Genomic DNA, 22737 nt, shown 5'->3' with positions numbered 1-22737 from the left:
GGCGGGGATTCTTGCCGGGAGAGCGCGAGCTGGCCAGGTCAATTCGACTGACGGCTTGCCTTGATCTCCATCAGTTTGGCAGTACAGGTCTCCGAGACGTTCGACGCGTTCTGCTGGAGGCATTGCAGCAGCCTTCCGCCGCCCGGCTGGACGCCGTTGCAGAGCCGCCGCACATCCGCTTCGCAGGCGGAGCGGATGTCTCGCATCTGTTGGCGGCTCACCTCCTGGGCATTGGCCGCGCCGGCAAGCGCCACGAAGGCGACGATCAAATAGATTTTCATTCCTGATCTCCCGAAAAGGGGTTGCATGAGAGGAAGGGCGGACGGGCCGGGTGTGGTCTATGGGCGGCGACCCGTCCGTTCCGGCACTGGGGTACGTGCCGAAAGTCACAGCCGAGGTGTGGTCAACGGAGAGCAAATCAATCGATCCGAAAACTCGGCCGAAGCATGTCACCCCCGGATGAGCCGCGGCATGCGGGCCGTCTCCAGTTGTTCCGCCGTCAATTTGGCGCGAAGGTCCGTGATCGCCTTCTTGAGTATCTGCGCCTTGTCCGCATATCCTGCCATGACGTCGGAAAGAGCCTCCGCCCGGCCGAATGCCTCCGGTCCCTTCAGGTCTTCATCGGGCGCTCCGATCACCGAAATGACCGAGTCGCGATCGGGAACCAACGCAAGCAAGGCTTCGGTATAAGCACGCCAGGCATCCTTCTGGTCGGCGCGGATGCCTATGGCCGTCTCCTGCGCCGAGAGCATGCCGGCAAGCCGAAGGCGACTTGCCTTGCCAGTATAATAATAGCGCAGGTCGTCAAGGTGGTCGGCGAGGGCACGGACGTCGAGATAACCGTTCCTGTCCACCTCGAAACGCTGGTCGCCGTGGGTATCTTCGGCGGGGCTGGCACTCGCGTTTTGATCCTGGGCCATCCCTGACAGAGGGATGGCGGCGAGCAGCAGCGCGCCTGCGCCGAAAGAGAATAGCACCGTTTTTTTCATGGCAACCTCCGTGGTTCGTTGATGGTGACACCATGAACGGCGCAGTTTGCGACGAATTTGCTCGCCTGTAGGAAAATGTAGCGATTTGTTGCTAGAAGGGCGGCATGCCCTCGTCTGGTTCAAGTCGTCTCGAATAGCGGAAGAGTAACAGTCACCAGACCGCCACGCTTGCCATCCGCAAGTGTGATCGTCCCGCCTTGTGCTTCCAGAAGGGTTTGCGCGACAGCAAGGCCAAGCCCCGCTCCACCCGTTTTTCGTGCGCGGGATGGCTCTGCGCGAACGAAAGGCTCCAGCAGCAGCTCCCGTTCTTCTTTTGAAAATCCCGGCCCCTCATCTTCGATTGAAATTCTTGCCCGGCCCTCTTCGACCGCCATCGTCACATGCGCTCGCCGGCCATATTTGACGGCATTGTCGACGAGGTTGCCGATGATCCGCCGAAGCGCCAGGCGATCGCCGATGATCCACGTTTCGGCCTGCGTTGTGTCCGTTTCCAGAATGACGGGCAGGCCCGCACTCCTGAAATCCGCTATTTCGGCGCGCAGCAATTCAGCGAGGTCGAGCATCTCCTCGTTGAGCGCTCCGACACCCGCCTGCGACGTCAGAAGAGCATTGTCGAGGAGATCGATCATGTCCTCGATGTCGGACGTGGCCCGTTCCCTTTCTGCGTCATCGGGCAGTTGTTCGAGCCGGAGCCGCAGTCGCGTCGCAAAGCTGCGGACATCGTGCTGGATCCCCCCGATCAACGCCATACGGGAACGCGTCATGGCGTGAAGCCGGTTCTGGAGCCTGTCGAAAGCCCTGACCAGCGCGCCGATTTCCGGCGTCGTCGCGCGGGTAGGGGGAAGCGGGATCGGGTCGCCTGAGGGATCCATGCGGTCGACGGCGGAGGCTAGTCTAGTCAACGGCCTGATTTCCCGATGCAGCATGTAAAAGGCGATGCAGGCGAACAGGGTTCCCAACAGTCCCGCGCCCGTTCCCGCCGGCAAACCATAAAACGTTACGACAAAGGGCGTGCGCGCTTCGGCGACGAGGATATTGCCGTTGTCGAGTGCCACCCAAAATTTGAGCGGCCGCGCTGTGCGGGTCCACAAGCCAGGTCGGAGGCCTTCGGTGTTGTGCCCTAACTGAATGTGGATGAGTTTTTCGCCGAGAAACTGCCGATAAAGCGCGAAATCAGCGCTATCGGCCAGGTCGTCGCCTGCAGCCGGCACCGATGAGCTGTCGGTGATCCGCACCTCCAGCATTGAGGATTGGAGAGCCGCGAGGGCGAGTTGCTGCTCGTCGGGGGCGATGTTGGATACGAGATCGATGATCGCCTTCAATTGTTCGGGCGGCAGACGGTTAGCGGTTCGCGACAGGTCACTCGTCCAGTAGAAGAAGGCAATCAGAGTGATCCAGAGAGCGAGAAGCGCGCTCGCGCCGATCGCCAGCAGTCGCGCGGTCAGGCCGAAACGCATGTTTATGAGACCTGCCGAACTGGTGCGCTCAAGAGATAGCCGCCATTGCGTACGGTATTGATGAGGTTGCAGCCAGGACTCAGGCTGTCCAGCTTTTTGCGAACGCGCGAGACAAGAATGTCGACCGTGCGATCGAAAGGATCCGCGCTGCGCCCATGGGTCCAGTCCAGTATCTGGTCTCGCGACAACACGCGGCGCGGGCGCAGGACGAAACAGGCAAGCAGGTCGAACTCGGCGCTGGTCAGGGCAACGAGACCGCCCTCCTCGGTGCGGAGTTGGCGGGCGTCGAGATCGGCAACGAAACGGTCGAAGGCATAACGGCGCGAGGCAAGCTGAAGCGGTTGAGCGCCCGTCCGACGCAACAGCGCCCTGACACGCGCGAGGAGTTCCCTCGGCCCGAAAGGCTTGACGACATAGTCGTCGGCGCCGATCTCGAGCCCGACCACCCGGTCTGTCTCGTCCCCTTTCGCCGTCAGCATGAGGACAGGCAACCTCCGTTCCGACGCCAGCCGCCGGCAAATCGACAGGCCATCCTCGCCAGGAAGCATCAGATCGAGGATGACGAGGTCCGGCCTGACGCGTTCAAGCGCCTTGTCCATATCCCTTCCATCCTGTGCCAGCTCCACATCGAAACCTTCGCGATGCAGAAAATCGCCAACCAGCCGCCGGATCTCGGGGTCGTCATCAACGATCAGGATGGTTTTTGTCTCTTTCTCCATGATCTTCAACAGGACATTTCGTGGTCGTGAAATCAATAGGAAAACCCGCGCGTGTACAAAACGATACCGGCCGGAAAAATATCTCAACAACCTGAAAAGCCCGGTTGATGGCCCAGCAATGAAATTTCCCGACGGTGGCAATCCTGGTTCCGGGGGCGGTGGTTTCGGGCTTGGACAGCATCCCGTGATGGTGCCCGCGCCTTCGAGGGAGCGTCGTCTCGTCCGTCGGGTACAACATTGTCTGGAGTATAGTCTCTTGCATTCAAGTTCAGCCAATATGCCAGTAGAAGAGTCTCCGCGCGGGAAAATCGCCACCCATCAACGGACGGGTGAAGCCGGCATGGAAGAAAGAGTCGATCCGGCGCAATTGACCTGGGTCTCGCCAATCGGCCTTCGATCTGGCGAAGATCGGCTGCCCGGCGCTCTCGTCCGTCCCTCTTCCGCGCCCTTGCGGCCAGGTAGGACGGTGATGATACTTGTTGGCGGCATGCTCGTGGTGGCGACAATTCTGCTGTCGATGCGCTATCTGATGCCCAAGTCCGAAGAATTGATGCCGGTGGGCCGCAGCTTCTTCCAGGCGGACATAAAAGGCCCCGGCACATTGGACGCGACTATCAAGGCCAATGTCAGCTCCAGTTTGCAGGGGGTGATTACCGCCCTTCATGTCGACCGCGATGACATGCTGCGCAAGGGAGAGATCATTGCCGAAGTCAACGCCGGAGAGCTGAAAGCGCAACTCAACGCTTCTCTTGCCTCACAAGAGGCTGCGCGCAAGGCCGTGGAAGCGGCGCATGCCGACGGCCGACGTGCTGAAGCCACGCTTGCGAATGCCCGCTCGACGTTTGCCCGGCAGGAGGAGTTGCAGCGCACCGGAACGTCGACGCGTTCAGCGCTGGAATCGGCCCAAACCGCGGTCCAGCAAGCCGAAGCCGATCTCGCCAAAGCACGATCCCTCGTTCTGCAGGCCGAGGCACAGGAAGCTGAGGCCGCTGCAACGGTGGAAGTCAATCAGGCACAATTGGACAAGTCGGTGATCCGCGCTCCGATCGACGGAATTGTGGTGGCTCGCAACCTCAATCTCGGCGACATCGTTTCGCCCGGCACAGCGATCGTGGAGGTCGTCGATCCTTCGAGTATCGTACTCACCGCCCGTTTCGACGAAAGCGCGATCACCTCCCTATCCCGAGGACAAGACGTAACGATCACGTTCAATTCGCAGAACAAGGTTCCGGTCAGCGGCCAGGTGCGCCGTATCGGGCGGGAAGTCGATACCGAAACGCGGGAATTCACCGTCGATATCGCGCCGGACCTGTTGCCGTTGAACTGGGCGATCGGGCAGCGCGGCAGCGCGACCATCGCCCTCGACGGCAGGACCGGCGTCATTGCCGTTCCAGGTGCCTCAATTGTTCGAAGGGATGGGCATCCAGGGGTCTGGACGGTGGTTGGAGGCCGGGTTGTCTGGCGGCCTGTGGAACTCGGATCAATCGGTGGAAAACGCGTCGAGGTGCGGAACGGTCTCAATGAGGGCGACGTTGTCGTGATCGACCCGAAGCGCGTCTACGCGTTCATGCCCATCACCGAGCCGGAGTTTCGGCCATGAATCTCGGCCTCAAGGACATTCGCCACAATCTGGGCCGGTTCTTGATGACCGCGGCCGGCGTGGCTTTTCTGGTAACCGCGTCGATCGGCATGATCGGCCTCTATCGGGGTATCGTCGAGGATGCTCTGTTGATTATCGACCGGATCGGCGCGGATCTGTGGGTGGTGCAAGGCGGGCGTTCCGGCCCCTTTTCGGAAAGCTCGGCGATATCCTCCGATATGGATCACCGGGTGGAGGGCATTGCCGGCGTGGCCGATGTCCGCCGTTTCGTGCAGATCAGCCAACAATTCGCCTTTCGCGATCGGCAGCTGCGCGCCTCCATCACGGGGGTCGACTATCCGAAGGACCGGGGGGAATGGGTGCCGTTGACAGCAGGTCGATATCTGGAAAACGGCCACTTCGAGGCTATTGCAGACGCAAGCATCGGGTTCGGTCTCGGCGACCGCGTTCGGCTGGGGCAGGACGATTATACCATCGTTGGCCTGACGCGAGGGATGGTCGACATGAGTGGCGATGGACTGCTCTTCGTTTCAGTGAACGATGCCATGGCGATCGCCCAGCGACGGACAAGCGAAGAGGTGCTGCTTGCCCGAAAGGAACCAGGCGCCGGCCAAAGCACAAGCGATAGCTCGGTGCAACAGGATAGCAAGATTGCCGCAACGCTGATAACGCTCGAGCAGGCTGCTGACGAGAAGGCCGTCCGCGCGGCGATCATGGCCTGGGGAGACGCAAACGTTCTGAGCAAGGCCGATCAGGAAAACCTGCTTCTTAACCAGAGGCTTTGGCGGCTGAGAGTGCAAATCCTCGCCTTCACCGCGGTCCTTATGCTGGTGATGGCCATCGTCGTTTCGCTTATCATCTACATGCTGACCATGGAAAAGCGCCATCAGATCGCCATGCTGAAGCTGATTGGCGCACGCAATGGCGTCATTATCAGGATGATTGCCGAACAGTCCTATCTGATCGGGGCAGGTGGCCTGCTTTTCGGACTTGTCCTGTCCCATTTAATCTTTCCCTGCTTTCCACGCAGGGTAGTGATCGATCCCGCCGATATCGGCGTGCTTGCGCTCACCATGGCCGCGATTTGCGGCTTTGCCAGCCTGTTTGGCATTTCGAGGGCTCTCAAGGTCCGGGCGCAGGAAATCCTGTCATGAACGCCATGCCGATCCTATGCGTCCGCAACGCGTGCCGCCACTACCGCAGCGGTGAGACAGTGGTGCGCGCCCTCGACGGCGTCTCTTTCGATATCCATCCGGGCGAAGTCGTTGGCATTCTGGGACCCAGCGGGTCCGGTAAAAGTACGCTGTTGCTGATCGCCGGCCTTTTGGAGCCGCCCACGACCGGCGAAATCTATATTCGCGACCGGCTCGTTTCCCAACCCGATGCCGACCTCGACGGCCTCCGTGACTTCAGACGCACCAACATCGGTTTCATTTTCCAGAAGGCCAATCTCATTCCGTTTCTGTCGGCGGTCGAAAACGTGGCGCTCGCGCTCGAGATAGACGATGTGCCGGCGCGCGCGGCGCGCGATTATGCTTCGCAGCTGCTTGGCAATGTCGATCTCGCGCATCGCGTCGACAATCTTCCGGCTCTGTTGTCGGGAGGCGAACAGCAACGCGTGGCCGTCGCCCGGGCGCTGGCAAACGATCCTGCTCTCATTCTCGCCGACGAGCCGACGGCGGCGCTCGACAGTGCGCGCGGACGGCAGGTGATCTCTCTGTTTCGGCAGATTGCCGATACGAGACAGGCAGGCGTAGCGGTTGTCACCCACGATCCGCGTGTGCAGGACCTCTTCGACCGGACGATCGAACTCAGGGATGGCCGGATTGTCGCCGAAAACGCCACCCGGCCGGGTGAGAGCGCCGCGGCTGATACAAATCGCAACAAAACGTAACGCCGGTGAAAGACCGCAGCTAACTTCGAGACCGATCTTCTCCTTATTCCCGCTTCGCCAGCCGGCGTTGCAACACGACAGGAGAACCCGATGCTGAAGAAATTGTTGCTGGCGCTGGCCATTTTTGCCGGCGCTTCATCCATCGCCGCTGCGGCCACGGTCGCGGTTGCGACGGGAAACGTCAACCTGAGAGCTGGTCCTTCGACCGGATATCCGGTTGTGACCGTTGTTCCGGGCAGCGCCCGGATTGTCACCCACGGATGCCTGACCGGCTATACCTGGTGCGACATAAGCTTTGCCAACTATCGTGGCTGGGTGGCGGCCAACTATATCCAGGTCGTCTACAAAGGCGGACCGGTGGTGCTTACATCCGCAGTGGCGCCTTCCGTCAGCGTGACGATCATCGCCTTTAACAAGGTTTACTGGGACAACTACTATGCTGCCTATCCATGGTATGGAAGCTGGGCACGTTATTATCGCCCCTATCCGGCCTATCCCGTCGCTCCTCCGCGACGCGTCACCTCCTATGACCGATCTGTCAATTGCGCCGGCGGAAGTTGCACCGCGACGCGTTCAGCGACAGGTGTCTATGGAGGCTCCACGAACCATACGCGGACGTGCGGCGGCGGGGAATGCACGGCTACGAGGGAGACCGTTGGGCCGTACGGCAACAGTGCCTCACGCGTCCGCAACTGCAGCGCCAACACGCATTCGTGCAGCGTGACGAGAACAGGTCCGCGCGGTGGTACGGCGACCGGCACGCGCAGTTTTCAACGATAACGCCAGAGCCCCGGGACGGAACATGACCGAGATCTTCGTTATGCAGAGCCTCTTCGGCGCGGCGATCTCGCCATCAACCGCGCATAGGCGATCGCCGAGAGCATGTTGACGTGGTTGGCCTTGCCGGTTCCGGCGATGTCGAAGGCGGTGCCATGGTCGACGGAGACTCGGTCGATCGGCAGGCCGAGGGAGACATTGACGGCGGTTTCGAAGGCGACGAGCTTGATCGGGATGTGGCCCTGATCGTGATATTGCGCGATCACTAGATCGAAAGCGCCATTATAGGCGCGGGCGAAGACCGTGTCGGCGGAAATCGGGCCGACCACGTCGATGCCTTTGGCCTGTGCGAGCTCGACGGCGGGTGCGAGGAATTCCGTGTCTTCTGTTCCGAAAAGGCCGTTCTCGCCGCAATGGGGGTTGAGACCGGCAACGGCAATGCGGGCCTTCTTGCCGAGGCGCATGAAGTGATTGTGGCCGGCTTCGATCGTTGCCAGCACACGTTCAGTCTTGGCTCGTTCTATCGCGCCCTTCAGCGAGATGTGGGTCGAGACATGGATGGTGTTCAGACGCTCGGAGGCGAGGAGCATGAAGGAGCTCTTGGAGCCGGTCAGATGCGCCAGCAGGCCGGTATGACCATCGTAATGGTGGCCGGCGAGGTTCATGGCTTCCTTGTTGATCGGCGCCGTGACGATGACGTCGGCTTCCTGCGACATGGCGAGATCAACGGCGCGAGCGATGTAACGGACGGATGCATCGCCAGCGACTGGGTTGACCTTGCCAATCTCGGGGAGGGGAGCGTCCAGCGCGACCTCATCCACGGCGATGTTGTTTCCATCCTCGGAGGCGGAAGGGCCGAAGCTGAGGCTGATATTGGTTGCGCGTACGGCCCGTTCCAGAGCCTCCGTATTGCCAACGATGACGAAGTCGCGACGTTCGGCAACCGGCAATGCAGCCAGCGCCTTGACGATCACTTCAGGGCCTACGCCGGCGGGATCGCCGAGGGTTACTGCGACTTTTGCATTTCTGTCCATCAGTCAATTCCTCTTGAAAGCCCTGCCTCAATAGGCCGCCTCGTAGATCGAGCGTATATCAGTGCGCGTCAAGTCGCGCGGATTGTTATCCAGGAGCCTGCGGATGGCGAAGGCGTCGTCGGCCATGGCATCCAGATCATTTTCAGGCACGCCGAGGCCGGAAAGTGTCATCTCGATGCCAAGTTCGGCGCAGAAAGCATAGGCCGCATCAAAGACCGATTCGACGGTGTCGGATGTGTCATAGCCGAGCGCTTCCATCACCGCTTTCGTCTTTCCCGGCACGGCTGGCGTATTGAAAGCGAGAACATGCGGGAAGATCAATGCGTTCGCCGCGCCATGGGCTACATGCCAGCGGGTGCCGAGCGGATAGGCGAGCGCATGGCCGCCAGCCGTATTGACCGGGCCGAGGCAAAAACCACCATAGAGCGAGGCCAGCGAAAGACCGGCACGTGCTTCGGCATCCGAGCCGTCGCGCACGGCTCTTGCGAGATATTTGCCGACAAGCCGCGTTCCTTCGATGGCGTAGATGTCGATCATCGGGTGCGCCTTGCGATTGGTGAAGGCCTCGACACAATGTGCCATGGCATCGACACCGGTTGCAGCGGTGGTGCGGGCCGGGACGGAGAAAGTCAGGGAAGGATCTATCACGGCGATATCGGCGAGCATGTGAAGGCTTTCGACAGCAAGCTTCGCCTTGGTCTCGGGATCGGTGACCAGCGCGCGGATACCGGCCTCGCTGCCCGTGCCCGATGTTGTCGGCACCTGCGCAAGCGCTACCTTTCGCGGCCCCTGAACCTTATTGGGGCCGACAACATCGCGAAGGCTCTGCGACGAGCCGGCGAGCACGGCAGCCAGCTTGGCAAGATCCATGGCGCTGCCACCACCGAAGCCGACGATAAGGTCTGCCTGTGCGGTTTCTGCTGCCGCGAGCACCTTGTCGAGATTAGCGATATCCGGCTCAGGCGTCACGTCCGAGAAGACCGAAACGTTACCCTTCAGCTGCAACAGATCGATGCGTGTCGCGTTGAATGCATCCGAAATGACCAGTGTTCGGGAATAGCCCTTGTTTGCGGCCCAGGCGCCGAGCTTTCCCGCGGCCTCCAGGCCGAATTCGATCAGGTGGGGCCGGACAACGGCAATAGGTGAATCCAAACTGACCATAGGTGGCCCTCCTGATGCGCGACGGACTGGGTCGTCAATGATGTAAATTTGTTATCCCGTCCGGTGGTTTTTGGCAAGAATGAATGAAGATTTTTCTTGTTTGGCAGCTCAGTTTGGTAGTGAACGTGCCACGTGTAGTGCTCAAAATTATGTTCAATATATTGAAATTAAACATATAATTTTGAGTATTGGTGATTGGCGGAAAGGGTGGCAGGACTTGTAAAGGGATTGTCGTGCATTTGTAAAAATAAGAATTCAGATGGGAGGGCCAACTGCCTTCGCCGATTGGCCCTCCCATGCGCTGCTTGTGATCCCGTCGGTCGTTAAGCGATTGATTCCAAAGGAAGACGTACATATTTGATGGCGCGCCGGTAATAGGTATAGGCCACATGAAGCGCACCGTCCGGTCCCTGGGTGATTGAGGGATAGGAGAACTCGCGATTGAGCATGTCCCTCGAATTGTTGCTCAGGCAATAGCCGTCGCCTGTGTCAAGGTCGAATTTACGCTCGAAATGACCGCCTTGATCGGCGGAAACTGCGAGGCTCAACGGTGCGCGCGGAACACCCCAGACCGCTTTTCTGGTCGGCATATCGGTCGTTTCGACGGCAGGAGCCTTGTCGCTTTCAATCTCGTCATAGAGGGACTGACGCCGGGCGTCGGAGGAAGCGGCGTTGCTGTGGTTGTAAACCATCGCAACCCTCTGATCCTTAAGGCCAGCTGCCTGGATCGAGGAATTGTTGTTGGGCAGATTGGTCGGTCCCGGTGCGCTCCAGGTTTCGCCTTGGTCCGATGACACAGAGGCGCGGATATTCTCGGAATAACGATCACGGAAAAAGGCGATCATCCTGTCGCCGTCGAGCGGCACGATATTCATGTGCACCGCGCCCAGGCTGCCTTCTATCTCTTTCATCTGCCATCTTTTTCCGCGGTCGCGGGAGATCAGCACGCCCGCCGTGTCGGCGTCGCCGCTCCAGCGCTGCCCAGGCAAACTGATGCAGCGGAAGATGGGAAGCAGCCAATCACCTCTCCCATTGACGACAATCTGCTGGCGCACGAATGTGCCGGGCACGTCGCAGAGGATGGTGGGCGGTGCAAAGCTCCTGCCGCCATCTTCGGAGATGCGGCATTTGACAACTGCGCCGTCCTGATCGCCGGATGTCTGCGAGGTATAAATCAGCCAGACGTACCCATCAGGAGCGCTGAAAATCAGGGGATTCTGTTCGGATTTCGCCGGATCGTCAGTCATTTTTTCCGGTTCGGACCAGCGGTTAGAACCAGGGGCCAACCGTGACATGTAAATTGAGATGTCGCCCATGCCTTCCATCGTGCCGCCGAACCAGACGCAGGTCAGGGTGCCGTCGGCAAGAAACGCCAGGTTGGCGGCGTGGTTCTGAATGCAGGGAGACGGCAGATAGGCATCAAAACGACCGGCCTGGGCATCATTTGCCCTGAGCAAACCGTCCATCAGCGCCGGAACGTCCTCTGGCTTCAAGCCTGTGGATTTCATGGTTCTTCCTCCTTACGGCAGCTTTGCGTAGCTTTCGGCGAGCGCCGCATATTCGGTATCGTTGAGCGGCATTAGCGGCGGGCGAGTGCGCCGCCAGCCGACATTGCCGGTTTTCAGTCCCACCATCGCCTTGATGGCCGGGATCTGCACATAGGAGTTCGACAGGGTGCGGAAAGCGTTGATGCGAGCCTGCGCTGTCTCGACATCTGCATTGCGTGCCTCGTCATGGACGTGGTCGTAAACCGTACGCAGGGAATTTCCGACAAGGTTCGACGTGGCGGTGATGCAGCCCGCGCCGCCGGCTTTCAGTAGCGGCAGCAGCAGCGGGTCGGCGCCGCAGAGTACGGAGAAACCCGGGCAGGCGGCGATAATTGCCTGCATGTTATTGAAATCGCCAGCAGATTCCTTGATGCCGACAACTGTATCCGGGAAGGCTTCGACCAGTCGGCTGATCAGCGGAATGGAGAGCGGAACGCCCGAAACCTGTGGGATGTGATAGAGGATCACCTGCAGCCGGCTGTCGCCGATCTTCTCCAGAATCTGGGCGTAGGCGGTAAAGAGGCCTTCGTCGGAAACGCCCTTGTAATAGAAGGGCGGCAGCATCACCACCTTGGTGACGCCGAGCGAAAGCGCGTGCCTCGTCAGTTCAATCGTCTCGGGAATGGCGACGACGCCGGTACCTGGCAGGAGCTTGTCCGCGGGAATGCCGGCCTTCAGAGCGGCTTCGAGGAGCGCGCGGCGCTCGGCAGAAGAGAAGGAGTTCGCTTCGCCTGTCGTGCCAAGCAGCGCAACGCCATGGCAACCTTCTTCGATCAGCCGCTGGCAATGTTCGGTGAAGAGACCGAGATCGGGGCTGCCATCGGTGTTGAGAGGGGTGGTGGCGGCGCTGTAGACGCCTGTAATCTTGTGATTGCTCAAGGTATCCTCCTCTTCAGACCGGGCCTTCCCGGCACGTTCCTGTGCTGTCGTATTCATCCCAATGCGAGGTAGTTGTCAATCTTACAAATTTGAAATCTCTACGTGCCTATTTTTAAGATATTGATTTAACGTCGTAATTAATTGCGATCTTGCAGTTTGGAGTTTCGTCAGTTATTTTCCATTGACAGATTTACATTATCGCGCAAATGTCTGCGGTATATCGCGCAGCTTCGGGGAGGTCTTTCGAAAGGCGCGCTATTTGCCATGGAGGAGCAAATGACAATTCGCAACGACCAAGACTTTTCGCAGATTTCCCGGCGTCACGCGCTGAAGCTGGGGCTTGCAGCCGGCGTTGGCTTCTCGCTTTTCGGCGCGAGTGCCCGCATCGTCATGGCGCAGGATGGCCAGGTCCTGAAGGCCATCAATCCTGCTTTCGACCAGGACTGGTCGCCGCTGCGTGGCGGCGGCAGAACCTTCCGCTGGAATTCGTTCTGGTGGGCTTCGCCGATGTATTTCGACGCTGATGGAAAGATCCAGCCCTACGTCTTCACGAGCTGGGACTCGCCGGACAAGAAGGTCTGGACGTTCAAGATCGACCCGAAAGCGGTCTTCTCCGATGGCAGCAAGATCACCTCGGCCGATATCAAGGGCTCCTGGGAAGTCTCTTCCATGCCCAATACGAAGAACCAGCGTGTCGATCAGGTGCTGAGCAAGGTTCAGGGCTACAAGGAAATCTCCGCCGGCTCCGGCAACGAATTGACGGGCGTTGCGACACCTGATGAATCGACGGTCGTCTGCACGCTGACGGAAGCCGATCCGATCTTCTTCATGCGTCTTGCCAACCACATCGTCCCGATCACCAAGGCTGCCCAGTCGCGCGGCAGTGACGGCGAGGAAATGGCCGATTGGTACAAGCCGGACAGCAGCGCGGTCTATTCCGGCCCCTTCAAGCTGACGGCTCTCGATATCGACGCCGGTACGCTGACCTTTGAACCGAACGAAAAGTTCTTCGGACCGAAGCCGAAACTCGCCCGCATCGAGATCAGCTCGATTGAAGACAATGTCACCGCGACCTCGCTGATCAAATCCGGCGAATACAATGCTCACACCGAGCTCATCACCTCGACGATCGTCCAGGATCTCGGCCCGGAATTTTCTGCCGGCCCGTTCATCCCGACCAGCCAGCATTTCTGGTTCAACACCTCTCGCGCGCCGATGGATGATCCCAAGGTTCGCCAGGCGCTGATCATGGCGGTCGACCGCGACGGCCTGTTCAAGGCGTCCTATCCGGATGGTCCGCACAAGAAGGCCGACCAGATCCTGAATTCGGTTCCGGGTGCCGACAATTCCGGCTTCGAGCCCTATCCGTATGATCCGGCAGCGGCCAAGAAGCTGCTGGCTGAATCGAGCTATGGCGGCCCAGAGCGTCTTCCCAAGCTGCTGTTCGTCGGCATTTCCGGCCCGGCGATCCAGGCGGCTGCGCAGTTCATCGCCGAGCAGTGGCGTCAAAACCTCGGCATCACCGCCGTCGACATGAAGCCGCAGCAGGATGCCTATGCTGGTCCTGACCAGAACTCGGTTCAGATCTTCCGTGACGACGTCGGCACACGTGTTCCCGATGCCGTCTCCTATCTCGCCGGTTCCATCGCCTCTACCTCGTCAAACGCCCAGAATAAGCTCGGCGGATACAAGAACGACAAGGTGGACAGCCTGCTTGCAGAGGCAGCGACCAAGTCTGCCGACGATCCGGATCGTGTGAAGCTCGCGCAGGAAGCCCAGAAGGCCTTCCGCGACGACTGGGTCTTCCTCCCGTGGTATTCTCAGGCGATGTCGCGCTGGGCGACCAAGGACGTCAAGGCAATGGAAAAGAACCTCGACTGGCAGGTTGTGGCTCCCTGGGATGTTTCCATCGGCTAAGGTCGATAACATGGCCGCATGATGCGGCCGAAGCAGCGGCGCGAAGGTCGCAAGACCTTCGCGCTATATTTCAAGAAGAACCGGCGGCTGCGACCTCCTGCGGGAATGCGCCGGGCAAGAATGGGAGGTGGCCTTGCTACGCTACGTGCTTACGCGGTTTGCCATCTGGATTCCGTCGGTCCTGATCGTGATGATGGCCGTCTATGCGATGGCATTCTACGGTGCTGGCGACCCGATCAAGCTGATCTTCCTTCGCGCGCCCGGTGACGTTGCCTATAACCCGCAGCGTATCGAGGCGATCCGCGAAAGTGCGGGCCTCAACAAACCCTTCATCGAGCAGTTCGGCCTTTACGTCTGGAACCTCCTGCACGGCCAGTTCGGCAACTCGCTGACATCGGGCCGCTCGGTCTGGGCGATGGTTTCTGCTGCTGCACCGGTTTCCTTCCAGCTTGCGCTCTGTTCCATCATCCTGACGGCTGTCGTCGCGATCCCGCTCGGCATGATCGCCGCCCTCAATCAGAACAACCGCGTCGACTACACGATCCTCGGCACGGCGCTTTTTCTCTGGGCGATCCCGGCCTATGTCGCAGGTCCGCTTCTGATGGTGGCGCTGATCGTGCTGCTGCCGATGATCAAGGTGCCCTATGGCTGGGGCGGCGTCTTTGACGTGCGCATCATCCTGCCGCTCATCGTTTTGTCCTTCCAGCCGATCGCGCTGATCGTGCGCCAGACGCGCGCCGCCGTTATCGAGGTGCTGTCCGAAGATTTCGTCCGCACCGCGCGCGCCAAGGGCGTGCCGGAAATCGTGGTGGCGCTGAAGCACATCCTGCGCCCGGTGCTGACGCCCGTCGTCACGCAGCTCGGCCTCATCATGATCACCATCGTCAACGGCGCCATCTTCGTCGAGCTCGTTTTCGGCCTGCCAGGCCTCGGGCGCTTGACCGTACAGGCGCTCATCAATTCCGATTATCCCGTCATTCTCGCGATCACCTTGATCGGATCCTTCCTGGTCATGGTATCGAATCTGCTGGTCGATGTGCTTTATCCGCTGCTCGATCCGCGGGCCAATGACTCCAGAAGGAGCCGCTGATCATGTCCGCAATCCCTCTTTCGACGATCGATACGGCCGAGGAGCCGCCCGTCAATCTGTGGCGTGATGCCTGGCATCGCCTGAGGCGCAACAAGCTTGCAATCTTCGGTCTGATCGTGATCGTGATCCTCGCCTTCACGGCGATCTTCGGCCCCGCTCTCACGCCTTATGACTATCTCAGCCAGGATCTCGCTTCGCGCAATGCGCCACCGTCGCTGGCGCATTTCTTCGGTACCGATGATCTTGGTCGCGACGTCTTCAGCCGTATCGTGTTCGGCACGCGCACAGCCTTCCTCGTCGCCGTCATCGTCACCTTCATCGCTGTCCTGATCGGGCTCGTGCTCGGCGCTGTCGCCGGCTTCTTCGGCAATCCGTTCGATCGGGTCATCATGTGGCTGACCGATATGACGATGTCGGTGCCGAACCTGCTGCTCGTCGTCGTCATCAATGCATCGCTGAAAACGCCGATCACCAGGTGGATGGAGGCGCAGTATCTCGCGACCCTCAATCCCTTCTATCGCCAGACTGTTTGGGTAGATTTTCTCCTCGTCTTCGGCTCAATGGCGCTGATCTCCTGGCCGCCCTATGCGCGCCTCGTCCGCGCCCAGGTCCTGTCGATCCGCAATCGCCCCTATGTCATGGCGGCACAGGCGCTCGGCCTTTCCAACTGGATCGTCATCCTGCGCTATATCGTGCCGAATGCGCTCGGGCCGCTGATCGTTTCCGTCAGCGCCGGCCTCGGCACCGCCATGGTGCTGGAAAGTGCCTTCAGCTTCCTCGGTGTTGGCGTCAATCCGCCCACGCCGAGCTGGGGTAACATGATCTCGGACGGCCTGCGTGTCTGGCAGCATTATCCGCATCTCCTCGCCGCTCCGGCGGCGGTGCTCGGCCTTGCCTCGGTAGCCTTCAGCTTCCTCGGCGATGGTCTCAACGACGCACTCAATCCGCGAGGCGGCAAATGATGAACGCACCAAGCAATGAACGCCTGCTGGACGTGAAGGATCTCACCATCGAGATCGATACGCGCCGCGGCCCGGCCGTTGTGGTCGACGGCATCGATCTCTACGTCAACAAGGGTGAGACGCTGGGCGTCGTCGGTGAATCCGGCTGCGGCAAGAGCCTGACCATGCTGAGCCTGATGCGGCTTCTGCCGAACAAGATCAAGGTAGCGAAGGGTTCGGCGACGTTTGACGGGCGCGACCTGCAGAAGATGTCGAACGGCGAGTTGCGCAAGGTGCGCGGCGGCGATGTCGGTTTCGTCTTCCAGGATCCGATGACCTCGCTCAATCCTGTGATGCGCATCGGCGACCAGATCTGCGAGCCGCTGATCTATCACCGCAAGATGTCGAAGAAAGAGGCACGGGCTCGCGCCGTCGAGCTTCTGCGTCTCGTCGGCATTCCGGGACCGGAAGAGCGGCTGATGGCCTATCCGCACGAGCTGTCCGGCGGCATGCGCCAGCGCGTGATGATCGCGATCGGCCTTGCCTGCAATCCGAAGCTGCTGATCGCCGACGAGCCGACGACCGCACTCGATGTGACGATCCAGGCCCAGATCGTCGATCTGGTGAAGGATCTGCGCGCCAAGCTCGGCATGTCCGTCGTCTGGATCACCCACGACCTCGCGCTGATCGCCGGTCTCGTCGATCGCGTCGCCGTGCTCTATGCCGGCACGGTCGTGGAAGATGCGCCGGTGGACGAGCTCTATGCTCGTCCCAGCCATCCCTATACACGTGGCCTCTTGTCCTCGATCCCGAAGCTTTCGGATGCGCCCGCAAGCCGCCTGTCCTCAATCGGCGGCACGCCACCCGAGCCCGGCCGTCGCCCCAGCGGCTGCCCCTTTGCACCGCGGTGCCCGCTGGCGGAAGCCGTCTGTCATGAGCGTGTGCCGCGGCTGGAGCCGGTTTCCGGCAACAGCGCACACCGCGCTGCCTGTTTCGTCGTCCAGAGAATGCAGGAGGCCGCGTGATGGGTGCTCAACCGCTCCTGAAGGTCGAAAACCTCGTCAAGCATTTTCATGTCAAGCTCGGGGCTTTCGGCGAGCGTTCGGCGACCGTCTATGCGCTCGACAACGTGAATCTCGAGATCATGGAAGGCGAGACGCTGAGCCTCGTGGGTGAATCCGGCTGCGGCAAGTCGACGACCGGCTTCACCATCCTCAATCTCTACAAGGCGACGAGCGGCAAGGTTGTCTACAAGGGCCAGGATCTCGCGGCGCTGGACGAAAAGCAGATGCGGCCCTTCCGCCGTGACCTGCAGATCGTCTTCCAGGATCCCTATTCAACGCTGAACCCGCGCATGACGGTCGGAGAGGCGATCGGCGAGCCGATCCTCTTCCACAAGCTCGCCACCAAGACCGAGCTCAAGGACAAGGTTGCGGCCCTGCTGACGGATGTCGGCCTGCCGACGCGGTTTGCCCAGCGTTACCCGCACGAGCTCTCGGGCGGCCAGCGCCAGCGCGTCGTCATTGCGCGTGCGCTTGCCTGTCAGCCGAAGTTCATCGTCTGCGACGAGGCGATTTCGGCGCTCGACGTGTCGATCCAGGCACAGATCATCAACCTGCTGCTCGATTTGCAGGAAAAATATGGCCTGACCTATCTCTTCATCGCGCATGACCTGGCGGTGGTACGTCATATCAGCACCCGCGTCGGCGTCATGTATCTCGGCCGTCTGGCCGAGCTTGCAACGCGTGAAGAGCTCTTCGACAATCCGCTGCATCCCTATACGAAGGCGCTGCTTTCAGCCGTGCCGGAAACCGATCCGGAGCTTGAGCGGACACGTAAGCGTCAGATCCTGCAGGGCGATGTGCCAAGCCCGCTGAATCCGCCGACAGGCTGTCGTTTCCACACGCGCTGCCCGATCGCCATGGAGGTTTGCAGCAAGGTCATTCCGGAATGGAAGGAAGCGAAGCCCGGCCATCTCGTTGCCTGCCATGCGGTCAATCCGGGGCAGACTTCATGACGTTGAAAGTCGCCATCATTGCCGACGACCTGACCGGCTCGCTCGATACGGGCACACCCTTTATAGAGGCCGGGTTGTCAGTCGCCGTCGCGATCGATGTCGAAGCGGCTGGCATGGCGCTGGAAACCGGCGCCGAAGTCGTTGTGGTCAATACTGCCTCGCGCAGCCTGCCGGAGGAGGAAGCGGCCGCGCGTGTGCGGGCCGTTGCCGAGACCCTGCGCGCTGCCGGGTCGGCAATCTTCATGAAGAAGATCGACTCCCGGCTGAAGGGCAATATCGCAGCCGAAAGCACTGCGCTGGCAGATGTGCTGGGTCTCAAGACAATCCTCATGGCACCTGCCATTCCCGATCAGGAGCGGATCACCTATCGTGGTTGCGTAGTTGGGCGCGGTGTGGAGCATCCTTTGCCGATAGCCGACCTCTTTGCCGGATTTGGCCGTGACGTGATGGTTGCCGATGCCGAAGACGATGCCGATCTCGATATTGTCGTCGTGGAGAACGACTGGCTTTCCACCCTTGCCGTCGGCGCCCGTGGTCTGGGTTCGGCCCTGGCGCGACGGCTCGGCGGAACTGCGCGGCTGGTGCCCGAATTTCTTGCGACGCGGAAGACGCTGTTTGCCTTCGGCTCCCGCGATCCCATCACGGCCGTGCAGATGGATCGTCTCGAGGCCTCGCATGTACTTCGCATCGTCGTCGATGCGCCGATGGGTGCGGTCGAAAGCGGCGAGGGGTTGGCGCTGCCGGCACTGCTGCGCTGCACCGGCGAGATCAAGAGCGATGCCGCGCTTGTTGCCGCTCGCTTTGCGCAGGGCGTGAAATCGGTCATAGATGATACGAACCCGGATATGATCATGGTGGGCGGCGGCGATACTGCGCTTGCCGTTTTCCGTGAACTGGGCGTTTCGGTCCTGTTGCCGAAGGGGGAAATCGAGGCCGGTATTCCGTGGTTTGACGTGACCGGCGTCAACGGGCGGCAATTTCGATGTGCCGTCAAGTCGGGGGGCTTCGGCAATTCCGATAGTTTGCTAAGACTGATCGTTCGGAATCAGGCGGCGTAACGGATGCCAGCAGGGAGAATGAGAGTGGACGAAGCGAATGGCGGATCGGTGAATCCTGAAGCTGCGCCTCAGGCGCGGCCGGAGCGCGGCAGGGCCGTGAAGCTGGTCGACCGTGTCCTCGACCAGTTGATGGAACGCATCCGCGCCGGCAATTACCCGCCGGATTCACGCCTTCCGGGCGAACACGAACTGGCTTCGATGCTCGGCGTCTCGCGCCCGATCGTGCGCGATGCGCTGGCACGCCTGCGCGAGCAGGGGATCGTCTATGCAAGGCAGGGAGCCGGCACATTCGTCAGCGCGCATGGTTCGCCAACGGCCCAGCTGGCCTATTCGCCGGTCAAGACGATTGCCGATATCCAGCGCTGCTACGAATTTCGCCTGACGATCGAACCGGCGGCCGCCTATTTTGCCGCCAAGCGCCGTGACGATGCCGCGATCCAGAAAATCGCGGCCGCGCTTGCAGACCTGCGTGAGGCGACCAGCCATCAGCTTCACCGGGTGGACGCCGATTTCGTCTTCCACCGCGCCGTCACCGAGGCAGCCAACAACCACTATTACACCGCCTCCATGGATGCGCTGAAAGCGCATATCGCCGTCGGCATGCATCTGCATGGGCTTTCGTTGCTTGGTCCGCGGCCGGGCCTGGAGCAGGTGTACCAGGAGCATAACGAAATCTACAAGGCGATCGCCGAGGGCAGGGCGGAAGATGCCCGTGACCTGATGCGGGCGCATCTCGAGGGTTCGCGGGATCGCCTGTTCGAAGGCCGTGTGCTCGACCTGTCCTTCTGAGGAAGCCCGGCTTCGGGTGTTGAGGTCTCATTCCTCGAATAAAGCTTGTTCCGTCGCGAATATCTTGGTGATGTATTCGGCGGCGGTCCGGATCGGCAGATCCTTGCGCTGCTGGCGTCGGGTGAGAAGCCAGGCTTCCCGCGGCGGCGGGACTAGTTCGAGCGGGCAGGGGTAGAGGTTTCCTTCCAGACGGCCGATGTAATGCGGCAGGAGTGCCAGACCTGCGCCTGATTTGGCAGCCATCGCCTGGGAAACCTGATTGTTGGTGCGGAAAGACACGCGCGCGTGCGAGAAGTGGCGGGCCAGCCAGATCGCCTCGGGCACATAGCCGTTTACCTCGTCAAATCCGATGAAGACGGGTTCGGCGCCGTTTTCGACCTGCCGGCAAACCTCCTGCGTTCCGTAAAAGCCGTATCCGATCGTCGCAAGTTGCTTGGCGATCAAATCGCCGTCCTGCGGTTTTCCCAGGCGTATGGCGATGTCGGCCTCGTGACGTTCGAGGCTTATGGTGCGCAGGTCAGTCGCGAGGTCGATATCGAGGCCCGGATATTGTTTGGTGATCTCCGCCAAACGGGGGATCAGGAAGCCTTGCGAGAGTGCGGGCGAGGCGTTGATGCGCACCAGGCCTTTCGGCGTGTCATCCTTCCAGCCCCGTCCGAGCGTCTGGACGGAGGCTTCCATGTCGCTTGCTGCGGTGAGCGCACGGGTCCCAGCTGGGGTCAGCACGTAGCCGTCCGGGCGACGCTCGACGAGTTTTTCGCCGAGCGTTTCCTCCAGCGAATGAAGCCGGCGGGCGATCGTCGCATGGTTGACGCGCAGCGTCCGGGCGGCGGCCGATAGGCTTCCGTGCCGTCCGAGCGCGAGAAAGACCCTGATGTCCTGCCAGTCCGGCTCTGTGCGTTTTTTATCAGCCATTGACAAAGAATAGCGAATTTTTCGCAGAAGGAAACGGGACTAGACAGGAGGCGACCTTGAAACAGAAGGGTTGCCGAACATGAGTTCTTCCAGTCTCAATCTTACGCTTATCGGCGGACCGACCGTGCTGATCGAATACGGCGCGCTTCGGCTTCTGACCGATCCGACATTCGACCCGCCGGGCCTCTACAGGGAAAAGCCCGTACGCTTCGAAAAAACCTCCGGTCCTGCATTGTCGGTCGAGCAGATCGGCCGGCTGGATGCAGTGTTGCTCAGCCACGACCAGCACCTCGACAATCTCGATAGTGCCGGCCGGGCGATGCTGCCGACGGTCGGCACTACCTACACGACCCAGACCGGTGCGAAGCGGCTGGGTGGTAATGCCCTTGGGCTTGCTCCATTCGAAACCGCCACGCTGGAAGGCGCCGGTGGCGAGAGGCTGCTGGTCACGGCAACACCGGCCCGTCACGGTCCTGTCGGTATCGAGCCGATTTCCGGCGATGTCGTCGGCTTCGCACTCGGCCGCGAAAAGCCTGGCGACTTTCTCTACGTGACCGGCGACACGGTCTGGTACGAGGGCACGGCCGAGGTTGCGCGGCTCTTTTCTCCCAAAGTCGTGCTGTTGTTTACGGGCGCTGCCGAGCCCCGTGGCCGCTTCCACATGACGATGGGCAGCGAAGATGCTCTGGAGGCGGCACATGCCTTCCCGAACGCGCTGCTCGTGCCTGCGCATAACGAAGGCTGGGTACACTTCCGCGAAAATCAGGACCAGCTCGCGCACGCTTTCTCGGTCTTCAACCTCGATGACCGCCTGAAGCTCTTCGAAAAAGGCAAACCGCTCGTCGTCGACCTGACGGCCTGAACATCCCAACACGTGGCGCAAAGCGCCGATCTTCCAAGGAGACATATCATGAGCAATGAACAGAAAGTCGCAGTCGTTACCGGTGCTTCGCAGGGTATCGGCGCAGGTATCGTCGAGGCCTATCGCAAGGAAGGGTACGTTGTTGTCGCCAACTCCCGCAACATCCAGCCGTCGTCCGATACGGGCGTTATCGCAGTCCCCGGCAACGTCGGTGCGCGCGCTGTCGCCGAACAGGTGATCAAGACGGCCGTGGAGCGTTTCGGTCGTGTCGACACGCTGATCAACAATGCCGGTATCTTCATCGGCAAGCCGTTCACCGATTACACCGTCGAAGATTTCGATAACGTCATCAACGTCAACGTTGCCGGCTTCTTCCACATCACGCAGTTTGCCATCGCCCAGATGCTGAAGCAGGGCCATGGTCACATCGTTCAGATTACGACGGCCCTTGTGGATCAGCCGATCGCCGGTGTTCCCACGGGTCTTGCGACGCTGACCAAGGGCGGTCTCGATGCCGTTACGCGCGGGCTCGCCATCGAATATGCCAAGAGCGGTATTCGCGTGAATGCGGTCGCGCCGGGCATCATCAGGACGCCCATGCATGCGCCGGAAACGCATGATTTCCTCAAGGACCTGCACCCGGTCGGCCGGTTGGGCGAGGTGAGCGAAATCGTCGATGCCGTGCTTTATCTGGAGCATGCCGGCTTCGTGACCGGCGAGACGCTGAATGTCGATGGCGGCCAGCACGCCGGCCGTTGGTAATGGCTGCAAGGGGAAGCAACGGACGGCGCGCCTGAAGAGCGCCCGTCCTTCAAGGAGAACGACAATGCCTTATGTGAATATCAAGGTGACACGAGAAGGCACGGCTCCGGGTGCAAGCAGCACCACGCCGGAACAGAAGGCCGCCCTCATCAAGGGTATCAGCGATCTGCTCTTCGACATCATGGGCAAGCCGCATGACAGCACCTTCGTCGTCATCGATGAAATCGAGATGGAGAGCTGGGGGGTGGGCGGTCTGCCTGTGCCCGAATATCGCAAGCAGCTTGCTGAAAAGGCAGCGAAACAGAAATAATACGGAGCAATTCCAGCAA

The 22737-nt window shown here is 60.5% G+C and carries 23 protein-coding genes; 14 read left to right on the top strand and 9 right to left on the bottom strand.

Annotation, left to right across the window (positions count from 1 at the left end; genetic code table 11):
• Positions 1–38: 38 nt before the first annotated feature.
• The 4 genes from KQ933_RS15650 to KQ933_RS15635 form a co-directional block, all read right to left on the bottom strand.
• Positions 39–281: a cysteine rich repeat-containing protein gene (locus KQ933_RS15650; protein WP_183732720.1), complete on the bottom strand. Its 243-nt coding sequence runs from the start codon at positions 279–281 to the stop codon at positions 39–41.
• Between the two features lie 168 nt (positions 282–449).
• A complete protein-coding gene (locus KQ933_RS15645; RefSeq protein WP_216755742.1) occupies positions 450–989 on the bottom strand; it encodes a hypothetical protein in 540 nt (179 codons plus the stop codon).
• Between the two features lie 119 nt (positions 990–1108).
• Complete coding sequence (locus KQ933_RS15640) at positions 1109–2446, bottom strand: ATP-binding protein (RefSeq protein ID WP_216755741.1); 1338 nt, start codon at positions 2444–2446, stop codon at positions 1109–1111.
• A 2-nt stretch (positions 2447–2448) separates the two neighbouring features.
• Positions 2449–3165 carry a response regulator gene (locus tag KQ933_RS15635; protein ID WP_216755740.1) on the bottom strand — a complete coding sequence of 239 codons (717 nt, stop codon included), beginning with the start codon at positions 3163–3165 and terminating at the stop codon, positions 2449–2451.
• Here KQ933_RS15635 and KQ933_RS15630 point away from each other — a divergent pair.
• The 4 genes from KQ933_RS15630 to KQ933_RS15615 all read left to right on the top strand — a co-directional run bounded on the left by KQ933_RS15630 (position 3164) and on the right by KQ933_RS15615 (position 7439).
• Positions 3164–4765 carry an efflux RND transporter periplasmic adaptor subunit gene (locus KQ933_RS15630; protein ID WP_216755739.1) on the top strand — a complete coding sequence of 534 codons (1602 nt, stop codon included), beginning with the start codon at positions 3164–3166 and terminating at the stop codon, positions 4763–4765. The genes KQ933_RS15635 and KQ933_RS15630 overlap by 2 nt on opposite strands.
• Positions 4762–5919 (top strand): ABC transporter permease, encoded by a 1158-nt coding sequence (locus KQ933_RS15625; protein ID WP_216755738.1) that lies wholly within the window; start codon positions 4762–4764, stop codon positions 5917–5919. Before KQ933_RS15630 ends, KQ933_RS15625 begins: the two co-directional genes overlap by 4 nt.
• Entirely contained in the window at positions 5916–6659 is a 744-nt protein-coding gene (locus KQ933_RS15620; protein WP_216755737.1) for an ABC transporter ATP-binding protein, read from the top strand. Before KQ933_RS15625 ends, KQ933_RS15620 begins: the two co-directional genes overlap by 4 nt.
• A 90-nt stretch (positions 6660–6749) precedes the next feature.
• Positions 6750–7439, top strand: a complete 690-nt coding sequence (locus KQ933_RS15615; protein ID WP_216755736.1) for an SH3 domain-containing protein — start codon at positions 6750–6752, stop codon at positions 7437–7439.
• 38 nt (positions 7440–7477) lie between these two features.
• Here KQ933_RS15615 and pdxA read toward each other — a convergent pair whose 3' ends face one another.
• The 4 genes from pdxA to KQ933_RS15595 all read right to left on the bottom strand — a co-directional run bounded on the left by pdxA (position 7478) and on the right by KQ933_RS15595 (position 12057).
• The gene (gene pdxA / locus KQ933_RS15610) at positions 7478–8470 is read right to left on the bottom strand and encodes a 4-hydroxythreonine-4-phosphate dehydrogenase PdxA (RefSeq protein WP_216755735.1); all 993 of its coding nucleotides are present in this window, start codon (positions 8468–8470) and stop codon (positions 7478–7480) included.
• Between the two features lie 27 nt (positions 8471–8497).
• Entirely contained in the window at positions 8498–9631 is a 1134-nt protein-coding gene (locus KQ933_RS15605; protein WP_216755734.1) for an iron-containing alcohol dehydrogenase, read from the bottom strand.
• A 323-nt stretch (positions 9632–9954) separates the two neighbouring features.
• Complete coding sequence (locus KQ933_RS15600; RefSeq protein ID WP_216755733.1) at positions 9955–11139, bottom strand: exo-alpha-sialidase; 1185 nt, start codon at positions 11137–11139, stop codon at positions 9955–9957.
• 12 nt (positions 11140–11151) lie between these two features.
• Positions 11152–12057, bottom strand: a complete 906-nt coding sequence (locus tag KQ933_RS15595) for a dihydrodipicolinate synthase family protein (RefSeq protein ID WP_216755732.1) — start codon at positions 12055–12057, stop codon at positions 11152–11154.
• Between the two features lie 276 nt (positions 12058–12333).
• Here KQ933_RS15595 and KQ933_RS15590 point away from each other — a divergent pair, with 276 nt between their 5' ends.
• From KQ933_RS15590 to KQ933_RS15560, 7 genes are all read left to right on the top strand, one after another.
• Positions 12334–13974, top strand: coding sequence for an ABC transporter substrate-binding protein (locus KQ933_RS15590; RefSeq protein WP_216755731.1), 1641 nt, complete (start codon positions 12334–12336; stop codon positions 13972–13974).
• Between the two features lie 133 nt (positions 13975–14107).
• The gene (locus KQ933_RS15585; RefSeq protein ID WP_183802751.1) at positions 14108–15064 is read left to right on the top strand and encodes an ABC transporter permease; all 957 of its coding nucleotides are present in this window, start codon (positions 14108–14110) and stop codon (positions 15062–15064) included.
• 2 nt (positions 15065–15066) lie between these two features.
• A complete protein-coding gene (locus KQ933_RS15580; RefSeq protein WP_216755730.1) occupies positions 15067–16026 on the top strand; it encodes an ABC transporter permease in 960 nt (319 codons plus the stop codon).
• Positions 16023–17030 (top strand): ABC transporter ATP-binding protein, encoded by a 1008-nt coding sequence (locus KQ933_RS15575; RefSeq protein WP_216755729.1) that lies wholly within the window; start codon positions 16023–16025, stop codon positions 17028–17030. Before KQ933_RS15580 ends, KQ933_RS15575 begins: the two co-directional genes overlap by 4 nt.
• Positions 17030–18022, top strand: coding sequence for an ABC transporter ATP-binding protein (locus KQ933_RS15570; RefSeq protein ID WP_216755728.1), 993 nt, complete (start codon positions 17030–17032; stop codon positions 18020–18022). Before KQ933_RS15575 ends, KQ933_RS15570 begins: the two co-directional genes overlap by 1 nt.
• Positions 18019–19080 (top strand): four-carbon acid sugar kinase family protein, encoded by a 1062-nt coding sequence (locus KQ933_RS15565; protein WP_216755727.1) that lies wholly within the window; start codon positions 18019–18021, stop codon positions 19078–19080. The genes KQ933_RS15570 and KQ933_RS15565 overlap by 4 nt, the downstream gene beginning before the upstream one ends.
• 24 nt (positions 19081–19104) lie before the next feature.
• Entirely contained in the window at positions 19105–19869 is a 765-nt protein-coding gene (locus KQ933_RS15560) for a FadR/GntR family transcriptional regulator (protein ID WP_216755726.1), read from the top strand.
• A gap of 27 nt (positions 19870–19896) precedes the next feature.
• On the opposite strand, the gene KQ933_RS15555 is transcribed toward KQ933_RS15560, so the two are convergent.
• The gene (locus tag KQ933_RS15555) at positions 19897–20784 is read right to left on the bottom strand and encodes a LysR family transcriptional regulator (protein WP_216755725.1); all 888 of its coding nucleotides are present in this window, start codon (positions 20782–20784) and stop codon (positions 19897–19899) included.
• A 79-nt stretch (positions 20785–20863) separates the two neighbouring features.
• Between KQ933_RS15555 and KQ933_RS15550 the strand changes: the two genes are divergently transcribed.
• The 3 genes from KQ933_RS15550 (at position 20864) to KQ933_RS15540 (ending at position 22718) form a co-directional block, all read left to right on the top strand.
• Positions 20864–21646: an MBL fold metallo-hydrolase gene (locus KQ933_RS15550; protein ID WP_216755724.1), complete on the top strand. Its 783-nt coding sequence runs from the start codon at positions 20864–20866 to the stop codon at positions 21644–21646.
• Positions 21647–21694: 48 nt separating this feature from the next.
• Positions 21695–22408, top strand: coding sequence for an SDR family NAD(P)-dependent oxidoreductase (locus KQ933_RS15545; RefSeq protein WP_216755723.1), 714 nt, complete (start codon positions 21695–21697; stop codon positions 22406–22408).
• A 64-nt stretch (positions 22409–22472) separates the two neighbouring features.
• On the top strand, positions 22473–22718 hold the full coding sequence (locus KQ933_RS15540; protein WP_216755722.1) for a 4-oxalocrotonate tautomerase family protein: 246 nt from the start codon (positions 22473–22475) through the stop codon (positions 22716–22718).
• Positions 22719–22737 lie beyond the last annotated feature (19 nt).

The organism is Rhizobium sp. WYJ-E13 (genome assembly GCF_018987265.1).
GTDB lineage: Bacteria > Pseudomonadota > Alphaproteobacteria > Rhizobiales > Rhizobiaceae > Rhizobium.
This window is presented reverse-complemented; position numbering and strand designations above follow the sequence as displayed.

What these genes read in the sequence shown, in the direction of transcription:
- pdxA (WP_216755735.1), bottom strand. Translation starts at nt 8,470, where the DNA reads ATGGACAGAAATGCAAAAGTCGCAGTAACCCTCGGCGATCCCGCCGGC.
- KQ933_RS15630 (WP_216755739.1), top strand. Translation starts at nt 3,164, where the DNA reads ATGATCTTCAACAGGACATTTCGTGGTCGTGAAATCAATAGGAAAACC.
- KQ933_RS15640 (WP_216755741.1), bottom strand. Translation starts at nt 2,446, where the DNA reads ATGCGTTTCGGCCTGACCGCGCGACTGCTGGCGATCGGCGCGAGCGCG.
- KQ933_RS15565 (WP_216755727.1), top strand. Translation starts at nt 18,019, where the DNA reads ATGACGTTGAAAGTCGCCATCATTGCCGACGACCTGACCGGCTCGCTC.
- KQ933_RS15555 (WP_216755725.1), bottom strand. Translation starts at nt 20,784, where the DNA reads ATGGCTGATAAAAAACGCACAGAGCCGGACTGGCAGGACATCAGGGTC.
- KQ933_RS15540 (WP_216755722.1), top strand. Translation starts at nt 22,473, where the DNA reads ATGCCTTATGTGAATATCAAGGTGACACGAGAAGGCACGGCTCCGGGT.
- KQ933_RS15545 (WP_216755723.1), top strand. Translation starts at nt 21,695, where the DNA reads ATGAGCAATGAACAGAAAGTCGCAGTCGTTACCGGTGCTTCGCAGGGT.
- KQ933_RS15605 (WP_216755734.1), bottom strand. Translation starts at nt 9,631, where the DNA reads ATGGTCAGTTTGGATTCACCTATTGCCGTTGTCCGGCCCCACCTGATC.
- KQ933_RS15550 (WP_216755724.1), top strand. Translation starts at nt 20,864, where the DNA reads ATGAGTTCTTCCAGTCTCAATCTTACGCTTATCGGCGGACCGACCGTG.
- KQ933_RS15600 (WP_216755733.1), bottom strand. Translation starts at nt 11,139, where the DNA reads ATGAAATCCACAGGCTTGAAGCCAGAGGACGTTCCGGCGCTGATGGAC.
- KQ933_RS15650 (WP_183732720.1), bottom strand. Translation starts at nt 281, where the DNA reads ATGAAAATCTATTTGATCGTCGCCTTCGTGGCGCTTGCCGGCGCGGCC.
- KQ933_RS15580 (WP_216755730.1), top strand. Translation starts at nt 15,067, where the DNA reads ATGTCCGCAATCCCTCTTTCGACGATCGATACGGCCGAGGAGCCGCCC.
- KQ933_RS15570 (WP_216755728.1), top strand. Translation starts at nt 17,030, where the DNA reads ATGGGTGCTCAACCGCTCCTGAAGGTCGAAAACCTCGTCAAGCATTTT.
- KQ933_RS15615 (WP_216755736.1), top strand. Translation starts at nt 6,750, where the DNA reads ATGCTGAAGAAATTGTTGCTGGCGCTGGCCATTTTTGCCGGCGCTTCA.
- KQ933_RS15620 (WP_216755737.1), top strand. Translation starts at nt 5,916, where the DNA reads ATGAACGCCATGCCGATCCTATGCGTCCGCAACGCGTGCCGCCACTAC.
- KQ933_RS15590 (WP_216755731.1), top strand. Translation starts at nt 12,334, where the DNA reads ATGACAATTCGCAACGACCAAGACTTTTCGCAGATTTCCCGGCGTCAC.
- KQ933_RS15575 (WP_216755729.1), top strand. Translation starts at nt 16,023, where the DNA reads ATGATGAACGCACCAAGCAATGAACGCCTGCTGGACGTGAAGGATCTC.
- KQ933_RS15625 (WP_216755738.1), top strand. Translation starts at nt 4,762, where the DNA reads ATGAATCTCGGCCTCAAGGACATTCGCCACAATCTGGGCCGGTTCTTG.
- KQ933_RS15645 (WP_216755742.1), bottom strand. Translation starts at nt 989, where the DNA reads ATGAAAAAAACGGTGCTATTCTCTTTCGGCGCAGGCGCGCTGCTGCTC.
- KQ933_RS15635 (WP_216755740.1), bottom strand. Translation starts at nt 3,165, where the DNA reads ATGGAGAAAGAGACAAAAACCATCCTGATCGTTGATGACGACCCCGAG.